7 protein-coding genes are annotated in these 8,155 nt (G+C 54.8%); 1 reads left to right on the top strand and 6 read right to left on the bottom strand.

The features are described from left to right. Positions 1–121 precede the first annotated feature (121 nt). The gene (locus tag ACIQ0Q_RS04970; protein ID WP_395771845.1) at positions 122–916 is read left to right on the top strand and encodes a M15 family metallopeptidase; all 795 of its coding nucleotides are present in this window, start codon (positions 122–124) and stop codon (positions 914–916) included. Here the strand turns inward: ACIQ0Q_RS04970 and ACIQ0Q_RS04965 are convergent. The 6 genes from ACIQ0Q_RS04965 to ACIQ0Q_RS04940 all read right to left on the bottom strand — a co-directional run bounded on the left by ACIQ0Q_RS04965 (position 907) and on the right by ACIQ0Q_RS04940 (position 8,099). Further along, the gene (locus ACIQ0Q_RS04965; RefSeq protein ID WP_395771844.1) at positions 907–1,572 is read right to left on the bottom strand and encodes a DNA-3-methyladenine glycosylase family protein; all 666 of its coding nucleotides are present in this window, start codon (positions 1,570–1,572) and stop codon (positions 907–909) included. The two genes, ACIQ0Q_RS04970 and ACIQ0Q_RS04965, sit on opposite strands and share 10 nt — an antisense overlap. Further along, positions 1,559–4,111, bottom strand: coding sequence for a Gldg family protein (locus tag ACIQ0Q_RS04960; protein ID WP_395771843.1), 2,553 nt, complete (start codon positions 4,109–4,111; stop codon positions 1,559–1,561). Before ACIQ0Q_RS04960 ends, ACIQ0Q_RS04965 begins: the two co-directional genes overlap by 14 nt. Further along, a complete protein-coding gene (locus tag ACIQ0Q_RS04955) occupies positions 4,108–5,031 on the bottom strand; it encodes an ABC transporter ATP-binding protein (protein ID WP_395771842.1) in 924 nt (307 codons plus the stop codon). Before ACIQ0Q_RS04955 ends, ACIQ0Q_RS04960 begins: the two co-directional genes overlap by 4 nt. A 102-nt stretch (positions 5,032–5,133) precedes the next feature. Continuing rightward, positions 5,134–6,183, bottom strand: coding sequence for a polyketide cyclase (locus ACIQ0Q_RS04950; protein WP_395771841.1), 1,050 nt, complete (start codon positions 6,181–6,183; stop codon positions 5,134–5,136). Between the two features lie 116 nt (positions 6,184–6,299). Next, positions 6,300–6,941 (bottom strand): response regulator, encoded by a 642-nt coding sequence (locus tag ACIQ0Q_RS04945; RefSeq protein WP_395771840.1) that lies wholly within the window; start codon positions 6,939–6,941, stop codon positions 6,300–6,302. Between the two features lie 3 nt (positions 6,942–6,944). Further along, positions 6,945–8,099, bottom strand: coding sequence for a sensor histidine kinase (locus ACIQ0Q_RS04940; protein ID WP_395771839.1), 1,155 nt, complete (start codon positions 8,097–8,099; stop codon positions 6,945–6,947). Between the last annotated feature and the right edge of the window lie 56 nt (positions 8,100–8,155).

The raw sequence follows: 8,155 nt of genomic DNA, 5'->3' as shown, positions 1-8,155 counted from the left end.
GTAAAGCGCACGTCTACATCACCGACCGCAGAAAAGTCGTCTATCTGCCTACCCAAAGTGGTCCGGTTTTATTAAGCTTGGAGCGACCGAGGGAATTCCTCGACACTTTGCAGGCCCTGTAATGCTGATACCCGCGGAATACCGCCTGATCAATGGCAGCTGGCTCGATGTGGTGCCTGCCTGCCTGTACCGTGCCCGCGCCAACAATCATGCACGGCAACTGGCCCGTGCGGATTGGCTGATCCGCAACCGCAGCAGCGGTAGCTATATCGCAACCATGCAAGCCTCACGGGTGCGCTTCCTGAACCGCAGCCCTGCCCCACAACAGTGGCTCGACGCCGTTGGTGAGTTGTTGGCTGCGGCCGATGGCAGCATCATCTATCTTCCGCTTTCCGATCTGGCACCATTGCATGCGGAACTGGATCTCGATGCCGATGCTTACAGTCAGCAGAGCGGCCTATCCGCAGTGCCCGAGCCGGTCCAACTTGAATACGCGGGCCGTGATTGTTTCCGACGGCCCTTATGGCTGGTCTACGATGCTGCCAAGGCCTGGGCCCGGATGCGGACGGCCGCTGAAGCTGACGGGGTCCGAATCCAGGCCATTTCCGGTTATCGGAGTCCGTATTATCAGATGGGAATTTTTCGCCGAAAAATCATACGTGGTATGACAGTTGGCGACATCCTTGCGGTAAATGCTGCCCCGGGATTCAGTGAACATCACAGCGGACGCGCCATCGATATCGGAACTCCGGGAGAACCTGCCGCGCAGGAATGCTTCGAGAACACACCGGCATTCTCCTGGTTGAACCGCAACGCGGCGAGATTCGGGTTCAGAATGAGCTATCCACGCGGTAATGCACATGGCATCAGCTATGAGCCGTGGCATTGGCTCTGGATCGGCAGTAATCAGTCCTGAGAGCGTTTTACGGCTTCTTTTCGGAAGTCGGCGATGCGCCAAAGATAGAAGCTGGCTAATGTCCGATAAGGCGCCCAGGCCTCTCCGCGCAACATGAGCGCTTTTGGCTGCGGCATTTCCGGCAATCCATCCAACAGCATGACGCCCTGACGCACACCCAGGTCGTCCACGGGCAGAATATCCGGCCGGCCAAGCCGGAACATGAGCATCATCTCGACCGTCCAGCGGCCGATGCCGCGGGTCGGCACCAGCTTCGCAATAATGGCTTCGTTGTCGAGATACTGCAGACTGCGCGCATCGGGAATCTCGCCCGCCTTGTCACGGCGCGCCAGATCACGCAATGCCAGCGTTTTGTTGCCAGATACCCCACATGCTCGAAGCTGCGCATCGCTTAGGCGCTCAAGATTTCGGTGATGGAATCGCGGCTCAGGCATGGCCTGCTCAACCCGTCCGACGATGGTGGCCGCCGCCTTGCCGCTGAGCTGCTGGTAAAGTATCGCGCGCGCAAGGGCATCGGCGACATCGAAGGGTCTGCCCCAGTCGGATGAGTAATCAATGCGTCCGATGGAACGGACCCATGGCCTGAATGCAGGATCGGCCTTGACCAGCGCACGCCGGGCGGCGTCTACGTCGAAACCGCGTTTATGCCGCGGCATGTCCGGGAGCCCGGGCGTAATCCTTAAACATCCTTCTGCGGATTGCGATGATGCCGGCAATCAGCAGGAGAAGTACCGGCAGACCGAATATATTCAGAAGTTTAATACGCTGCCCCAGATTTTCAACATCTTCGTTTAACTCACGCTGGATACGGCGGAGTTGCTTACGGAGGTTGATCTTCTTGGCATCAAGACCAGCACGACGCGGGTTCTCCATTAATGAACCGGCTTTGGCTTCTACCTGGAGAGAATTGATTTCTCCTTGAACCTTTTCCAAATCAGCCAATAGACCAATCTGACTGTCACGGTAACGCTGTTCGGCTGTACGGCGGAGTTGGTCGACTTTTTCAAAGGGCCTAGCGACCATTCCGCGACTTCGGATCGATATGAGATCATCGGATCCTGAGAGCTGATCGATGACGTTGAAGAAAAAGTCACCATTACTGGCCTGCGCACTGTATACCGGCTCGCCGAACAGATTGCTCTCCATAACCCAAAGTCGATCACTGAGAAAATCAGTATCACTGATGACGATGAAGTTGATGCTACCTGTACCGGACTTTGATCCGGCAACCTTGCCTGTGAAACGCGCTGCAAGAACGAACGGCTCCTGGCTTGACACGAATTTATTCAATAGCTTTTCCGGATCATTGGCAGCACTCCGGTATGCCACTGCATCAAGCAATCGTGAAGCATCAGAACTCTGCAGCAAGGGTTCAATCTTCAGCTCGCTGTTGTCGCGAATGGCCAAAGCTCCGGTGCTGGATAGAACGATACGGTCAAGATCCGTCGTCACCAAGTCACTTTGATTCATTGCGGCAGCAGGGAGGCTAATCAGGCCCGGATTGCGTTTCGGGAACTGGTTCTCATTAAGTTGCATGAGCCACGCGTACTTGCTATCGAGTACGACCTGGCCCGGATCGAAAACGATGCCCCAAGGCTGAAAAAGCGAAGCCGCATCCGATCCGAGGGCTAACTCGCCAGTATTGCCGAAAACTGGAACCGATTCGGCATTCGGATCAAGCAGGATGACTGCATGACGCCCCGCGTTGATGAAATCCTGAATCTTCCTGTAGCTATCTGCAGACCAGCCGCGCGGATGCATGACCCATAATACATCGACATCCTCGGGGATTTTAAGGTCCCTCGGCGATAGCGTGACCATGTCGTAGCGCTCTGAAAGCTGCCGGAAAGCCACCCAGGCGGGCGTTACCGGTCCAAAAGCCGGATTGGAATTACCGGTTACCGGCAGCTCAGTAACCAGAGCCACTTTCGGCTTTTCGATGCGTTGAACCGAGCGGATGAGTTTGGAAAGCTCATATTCCAGGTGTTCTTCCGCCTCTGGCTTGACGAAGCCGATGGTTTTTTTCCTGCCGTCTGAAAGTGCCGTTAAACCGAAATACAGCGGCCCCGACCCATCCTCGAGCGGAATGGCCGAAATTCCATCAACAATGGCGGCATCTTCAATGACCGAATACGGCTCCGGATCAAGAATGCGTAGCATGACCTTGCCATCGGACTGCGCCGCATACTCTTCGGCTTTTTCGACAACACGCGTGGCGTATTGACGGAACTGGGGGTATGGACGCGCTTCTTTTTCCGAATAATACAGCGTCAACGTTACCGGAGTCCGGATATCGCGCAGGATGTGGATGCTACCCTCAGAGAGAGTGAATAGTTTTTTTTCGGTCAAATCGAGACGCTTTGGCGGCATCAGACCCAGAACCAGCTGGCATAGCACGAAATACACGCAGGACAACATGAGAATGGATAAGGGCAGGCGTGCAGATATCGGCAGAGTCATACGCCCGCCTTTTCTTGCGCGCAGCACAAGCAAATTGAGCGCAAGCCAGAACAAGGTGGTTATTACAAAAAATAGAAGGTCACGTAGATCTAATACCCCGCGGGTAATGGCATTCAGATGGGTCAGGAAACTCATGGACCCGATCAGATCGACGACATGCTGCGGAAAGACCTCACGAATGGGATTAAGCGCAAGCGGATAACCTGCGAGCAGGTATAGCAATAGAATCATCGCACTCAGCAGATAGACTACAAGCTGGTTTTCACTGAACGAGGAGGCGCATAGCCCTATTGAAAGCATGGCTGCTAGCATCAGACAGGTTCCGATGTAGCCAAGCATGATGGTTCCGTGATCGGGATCGCCCAACCAGGCCAAGCTCAACCAAAGCGGAAAGGAAAGCAGCAGGGCTGCTACCGCCACGCTCCAGAGTGCGCCAAACTTTGCCAGAACCTGCTGCCAGGGTGGCACTGGCAGAGCGTCCAGCAACTCGATGGTGCCGGAACGGAACTCCTCCGACCAACCCCGCATTGAAAGTGCCGGCACCAATAGCAGACAGACCCATGGCAACAGCCGGAAATAAGCCTGCATGCTGGCCTGCCCAGTTTCGTAGAGATCGCCGAGGTAAAACACGAAGCTGTTCGAGAGCATGAGAAAAATAACGGTATAGACCAAGGCCAGTGGCGTGTGGAAGTAGGCCGCAAGTTCACGCCTCAGCAATGCCAGAAATGGACTCATGACCTGCCCTCGGCAACGACCTTGGCAAACACTTCATCAAGACGGCCGACTTCAAGGCGCAAATCGAGATAAGGCACATTTTTTTGTGCCAAGCGTTCAGCGATGATCTGGTTCTGCGGTTTGCTGCCTTGCACGAACACATAGAGGCGTCCATCGGCAGCGTTCTGCTCGAAGCCGCTTATACCAGACAGCCCTTCCAAGGCGGCACGTGCCGCGATACTTTCACGGGCGACGAACGAAATCGAATTATGGTACTTCGACTGAAGTAAAAGTTCTTCGGTACTCTTATCGAGCAGTTTCCTGCCGGCTCCCATGATCAGCGTACGCGGACAAAGTGCCAAAACATCGTCTATCTGATGGGTACTCATCAGAATGGCGCTGTTTTTCCCGAGCTCCTGGATCAACCCCCGGACCTGCTGCTTCTGGATGGGGTCCAGACCGTCAGTTGGCTCGTCGAGCAATAGCACCGGCGGCTGATGCATGATCGCTGCCGCCAGGGCGACACGGCGCATCGAGCCTTTGGACAGTGTCGAAACCGTCTGATGAGCGATCGGATTGAGAGTAAGCCGCTCGCAGATGTCATCGACGGTACTGTTGGCCTGCTTGCCAAGTCCGCGGGCGCACGCAATGAAGCGCAGGTAGGCAAGAACGCTGGACTCTCGATAAATCGGTGCATGTTCCGGCAGATAGCCCAGACTGCGGCGTAGAGCGATCGGCTTATCCGATGGATCGTAGCCTCCGACCCGGACGCTGCCACGATCGGGCTTAAGGAATCCGGACAGCATGCGCATACAGGTGGTCTTGCCCGCACCGTTGGGGCCGAGCAGAGCCACGATTTCCCCGCTCTCGACCTGGAAGCCGAGATTCTCGACGGCGGCAATCGCACCGAAACGCTTACTGATTCCTTCTGCCTGGATCATCCCGCCCTATCCGATCGGTTTACTCAAGTGTATAGAACATCGGAGGATGCTGACAACATTCACCCAAAGAAAAAGCGGGCCGTAGCCCGCTTTTCCGGAGTATTACTTTAGCGGCCAGTATACTTTGAACTTGGCGTCTTCAGTCATCATCAACTGCGGCGACACCAGATATTCCTCATAGGCACGATCTCGGGTCGATGCCCCGTTAACCATGGCCCAAGCCCGTACGGACTGACGCTCACTTTCGAGACCGGTAGCATATCCGGTGTAATCAGTAGTAGCGGCGCGACCGCCTGGAATCTGCTCGAAAGTGACCTCTGCCTCGGTTTTGACAACCCACTCACCGGTGCTTTCACCATTTTTGCTGACCGGCTGGACGACGTCGAAACTATAGCTGTCCGAAGTGAATTCATTGGTCACGATGCGCATCGGACCATTCGCCTGCAAGCCGTTGGCGGCGATGATTTTGTTGATCCAGGCCATTTTGTTAACGATACCGATAGCGATTTCATTGTTGTCACGCTTAGATATCACCGTGGCCACCAGAGCATTCGTTGCCGGAACCTCGGTGAACGCAATCGGGTTCACGCGGTCGGCATAGGAAAGCTTCGGAACTGTAGCCAGAAAGGTGGTCAGACGTTTAGCACCGGCTTTGATCTTGTCACCGATATTGCGCTCGACATACAGACCCGCAAAACGGCCAAACAGGTTCCAGCCATAATCAACCTCATAGACCTGACGGATTTCAACATTCTTATTCAGAGGGCCGGTGCGGTCGAGGTGGATGGTCAGGAACTTATCGCTACCCTGGGAGCTGTCTTCGATGGCGTATTTAATCTTTTCCTGGGGTACGCTTTCGATCAGCTTCCAGGTTCCGCTGCCGGTGGAACGGTTAAGCGAGCTGTAGCTCATACTGGCTCCGACACCGGTTGCCGGATCACTGACCTGAGACTTGAGCATGCTGTCCGAGCGCAGGATATTCCACTCGTCAAAACGATTGAAGCCGTTGAGGACGTCGTATACGGTGCTGATTGGACGATTACTTTCGATTTTATGTTCAACAGAGCGCTTCGAAGGCAGGAACAGACCGACGGCGGCGAACAGCGCAACGACTACAGCCAGCGAAATCAGAAATTCATAAATTCGGTTCATTTAAAGACTCTCTCCAGGGGCAAACTGCCTATACAGGCAATCAGTTTTAAAGGATACCATTTAATATCCGGATTGGGTGCTCCCGACCGGCACTTTTCACCGGCAGGACGGCGTCTTTAGACTATTTTAAGTTCAAAAGCCTTTAGCACCGCTCTGGTACGGTCACGCACCCCGAGCTTGGACAGGATGTTGGAGACATGGTTCTTAACGGTGCCTTCAGCCACGCACAGGGAGTTGGCGATTTCCTTGTTGGAGAAGCCCCCGGCCATCAATCGCAGAATTTCAGTTTCACGCTCGGTCAATGAATCCGGACGTTCGAGACTCACGAAATGATTGTTCAACCCCGCCAAACCGGACAGTAGGCGTTGCGACATTGCCGGCTGCAACAATGACCCGCCCTTGGCAACCACCTGTATGGCTTCGACCAGTTGCTCCAGACTGACATCCTTCAGCAAATACCCTTTGGCTCCGGCGCGGATTCCGGCCAACACCAGCTCATCGTCGTCGAACGTGGTCAAGATGATGGTTGGCGGCAGATGGCCGGCGGCCGAGAGCTCCTGCACCGCCTCCAGACCGGATTTGACCGGCATGCGCATGTCCATCAAGACCACATCCGGTTTAACTTCGGGGATCATATCGATGGCCTGTTGACCATCACTGACCTCCGCAACTACCTCGATGTCGGTGGCCAAGGACAACAGTGATCTAACCCCCTGACGGACCAGAGTCTGGTCATCCACCAAAAAAACTCGAATCATCCATTATTCTCCCATGGGCAAGCTGATGATGACGCTGAATCCATGTCCAGGGGTCGATTGAATGAGCAGCTGTCCCTTGAGGGCCAAGATTCGTTCTTTCATGCCCTGCAGTCCATTGCCAAGCCGGACCAAATCGACCCCGACGCCATCATCTTCTGACTTTAAAATCAATAAATTATCCATTTTTTGTAAAGATAATTCGAGCCTGCTGGCACGGGCATGCTTGATGGTATTAGTAATCAATTCCTGAACACAACGCAGGACCACCTGAGCTATGCCAGAGTCTTCAAGGCTCAGGCCCGAATCTGCGCTCAGACGGATGTCCAGATTGGGTATCGGCTGTACCAGCGGCGCCATCGCCGCCAGAATATCGATGGCGCAGCCCTCGCGCATCTCCGTAACCGCTTCGCGCACATCGGACAGCAGCAGTTTGGCCACAGCGTGACTTTGGCGGACATGCTCCTGCGCCTTGCCCTCGGTGAGATGCCCGGCCACTTCCAGATTCAAACTCAGTGCCGTCAGATGATGCCCCAGCAGATCATGCAACTCCCGCGATATCCGCAAGCGTTCACCGACCCGGGAGTTTTCCGCCAAGAGTGCTCGGGCCGCACGCAGCTCGGCAATCAAGCGACGCTGCTCTTCCCTGGCTGCCGCCTGCTGCCTAGCAACATAGCCGGTAACAAAGACAAAGGTCGAAAATCCGGCATACAGCAGGCTTTGCAGGAAGGCCTCCCACCAAGTCAACCCGGTGGAACTAAAAATGAAGACGGGAATGACCGACAAGTGGCCAATGACGAGCCATAGCGAACCCGCCCGGACCGGTAGCAACCACGGCAGGATGCCGGCAATGACGGTCAACAGCATGCTGCCTAAAGCCGTTTCAGAATAATAACTTACCGAAATTGCGAACACAGTGAGGAGCAGGAGACCGACGCTATCGCCCCAGCCATGGCGGTAGATGTTAAGCCGGCCACTGACTAGCAGATACAGGACACCAAAAGCCAGATAGCTGAAAGTCCAACCGAAAACGGAGACCGGGCTGAGTCCGCTTTGATCAAACCCCTGCCAGCCGGCATACATCAGGGGAATGCCGACCATAATCCAGGATAACAGCCCCGCAAAGCGCAAAAGCTGTTGATGATTGATGCGTGCGTTCATCGGGGAATGATACCTCCTAATCAATCACTTGCAAGCCGCCATAAGTCATGGCTATA

The organism is Arenimonas sp. (assembly GCF_044348765.1).
Classification (GTDB): Bacteria; Pseudomonadota; Gammaproteobacteria; order Xanthomonadales; family Xanthomonadaceae; genus Arenimonas.
This window is presented reverse-complemented; position numbering and strand designations above follow the sequence as displayed.

Coding starts and splice junctions, on each gene's coding strand:
- ACIQ0Q_RS04970 (WP_395771845.1), top strand. CDS start 122: ATGCTGATACCCGCGGAATACCGCCTGATCAATGGCAGCTGGCTCGAT.
- ACIQ0Q_RS04965 (WP_395771844.1), bottom strand. CDS start 1,572: ATGCCGCGGCATAAACGCGGTTTCGACGTAGACGCCGCCCGGCGTGCG.
- ACIQ0Q_RS04960 (WP_395771843.1), bottom strand. CDS start 4,111: ATGAGTCCATTTCTGGCATTGCTGAGGCGTGAACTTGCGGCCTACTTC.
- ACIQ0Q_RS04955 (WP_395771842.1), bottom strand. CDS start 5,031: ATGATCCAGGCAGAAGGAATCAGTAAGCGTTTCGGTGCGATTGCCGCC.
- ACIQ0Q_RS04950 (WP_395771841.1), bottom strand. CDS start 6,183: ATGAACCGAATTTATGAATTTCTGATTTCGCTGGCTGTAGTCGTTGCG.
- ACIQ0Q_RS04945 (WP_395771840.1), bottom strand. CDS start 6,941: ATGATTCGAGTTTTTTTGGTGGATGACCAGACTCTGGTCCGTCAGGGG.
- ACIQ0Q_RS04940 (WP_395771839.1), bottom strand. CDS start 8,099: ATGAACGCACGCATCAATCATCAACAGCTTTTGCGCTTTGCGGGGCTG.